The organism is Allobosea sp. 05T422_2, from assembly GCF_056396265.1.
This window is the reverse complement of sequence record NZ_JBFTLD010000474.1, coordinates 1-2,125: the sequence shown is the minus strand read 5'-3', so window position 1 is coordinate 2,125 and position 2,125 is coordinate 1. Positions and strand designations below refer to the sequence as shown.

2 protein-coding genes are annotated in these 2,125 nt (G+C 58.7%); one reads left to right on the top strand and one right to left on the bottom strand.

Features of this window, described 5'->3' with window-relative positions; genetic code table 11:
* Window positions 1–461: 461 nt before the first annotated feature.
* A complete protein-coding gene (locus AC1DJT_RS36295) occupies window positions 462–707 on the bottom strand; it encodes a DUF982 domain-containing protein (protein WP_476836010.1) in 246 nt (81 codons plus the stop codon).
* Between the two features lie 1,027 nt (window positions 708–1,734).
* Here AC1DJT_RS36295 and AC1DJT_RS36290 point away from each other — a divergent pair.
* The gene (locus AC1DJT_RS36290; protein ID WP_476771108.1) at window positions 1,735–1,980 is read left to right on the top strand and encodes a hypothetical protein; all 246 of its coding nucleotides are present in this window, start codon (window positions 1,735–1,737) and stop codon (window positions 1,978–1,980) included.
* Window positions 1,981–2,125 lie beyond the last annotated feature (145 nt).

The window sequence follows — 2,125 nt, the reverse complement described above, 5'->3', positions numbered from 1 at the left end:
CTGGCGTGACACGGACGAAGGATCCTTCATGCACGGACAAGCTGGTGGCCGCCAGCACGGACCCTGCCGGTGCGGGGCGCAGCGTTCTTGCAGCGAACGTGTTCGCCGTCAAGCGCTCAAATCCGTTTATCGGGAGAAACGTTMGTCAAAACGAACGTCGAGACGCTTCAATCAGGGCTTTTCAGCGTGTTCCTCGGCAATCGCCTCGACCAGGTCGATAACCCGACGCCGCACCTGGCCATTCTTAATGCGCACGAAGGCTTTGGTGAGTTGCACGCCTTCGCCGCAAATGACAGAGAATGAATATTCGACGGAGCTACAACTCCGTTAGATCCCGACTTCTGCGAGCCGAAGCATCAGGTAACCTTTAGGAGAGTTGTCGGACGCGCCCGGCGACGCCCGCATGTTCGCAAYGTTCGCCGTTGCCAACCGTTTTGTTGCGCGAGCCCTCGAGGAGTGAGCTACACGATAAGGCGACCACACTCCTGCGCCGCCTCCTCAAAGGCTTCTCGCGCGTCGTCAGCAGTTCCATCGCCCTTGATCGCCGCCATGCACGCCCGCACTGCGTCCACCCACTTCGGGCCGGCTCCTGACGCTTTCCAGGCGAGCAGGCATTCTCCCGCCTTCTCTACATTGATCACGGCATAGCTCGTCCCCGGCTTATCAGCCTGAATGATCACGGCCGGGTTGAACCAATGTAGCGGCATCGGAGCATTTTGAACTGATCGATCGGAAAAGCCAGATGCACCAACGCAAAAATGGCCCGCCACCCCTTTCGGAGCCGCGGGCTAAGTTTCATGGGTATCCTCTTCCAAGTCGAACGCACGGATGGGCTGTCAGTTCCATATTAGCTTCCCGCCCCTGCACAGCCGAGGGGCGCGCGTGGGTCGAAGCAGCAAGAGGCACGACTTAAGGCGAATAGCGGATCGGCTCGCGGACTCTACTTTACGCCGGTCGCTGTGGAGGGAACGCCTGCGGCTCGAGCCGGCAGCGCTCCGTCAGATGAGCGCGCCGGCTTACTTACCCCCTCCGGCCGGTTTACATCCGACCTAGCCGGAGGGGTTCTACAAGCAGCCAGGCGGCTTGCAGTTCCTGTCCAAGCACCTCGCCAATCTCATTAGGCCATCGCCGTACGACGGCGGTGTGAATGGCGTTGCCGGGTGATCTTCGTCCATTGAGCGAAACGTCCGACGCCCCCGACATCCCGCGCCGCCCTGGCTGCAAGCCCAAGCCCTAGAACCCGCCCGCGCCAGTACATCCGTGGTCGCGGGCGGGACTTTTGAAAGGCTCGAATTAACCGAGCCCGACTCAAAACTCAGGGAAATAGCGGTCGAATAGGTCTTGCAGTACGCGCCACAGGCGCGCCGCCATCAGCCCACGACCAAGCCATCTCCAAGCGCTGGATTTGCGCATGGCGAATGTCCTGATTGAAACAAGGGTGATGGCAGATGACGAGCCTGCCGCGGGCGACCAAACCGCTCATACGTCAGGGGTAGCGAGGCCCGCGTTACGCCAGTCGAGATCAGTAAATAGGCGATTAGTGCGGCGTTACAAGGCCGGCAAGTGATTCTAGAGCTTTGCAAGAGCCCGACCGCCCCACCGAACGAAAAAAACTGCCCCCCTGTGAATACGTCGAAGAACTCTGCAAATTCGATTCGCGGCTATTGGCTTCGAATGATTCGCGCAGCATGGTCATGACGTTGCGGCGTCAGTCAGGTCAAAAATGGAGCGATAATGGCTAACAATCTTCACATCTCGTATGATCTGAATAACCCCGGCCAGAACTACGAGGCGGTGATCGCCAAAATCAAAACGCTAGGTGCGTGGGCGAAGATTCATAAGTCGTTTTGGTACGTTAATTCTGACTACACTTCGCAACAGGCGGCGGAGGCTGTGTGGTCTGTCATGGACGCGTCGGACACCGTTTACGTCGCCGATACGACCAACAATGAGGCGCACTGGTGCAACCTCGTATCGTAACCATGCGGCGTAGGCCGCAGTACGGCTATTTCGGGTCGTCCGATCTTGTGAGCAGGTGAGGATTGGCTTTGTAGATTTCGGCGAGGCCTTTGAGCGTCTCGATGCCGAAGTCTGTGAACGCCATGACGCTGTCATCGCCTGGCCC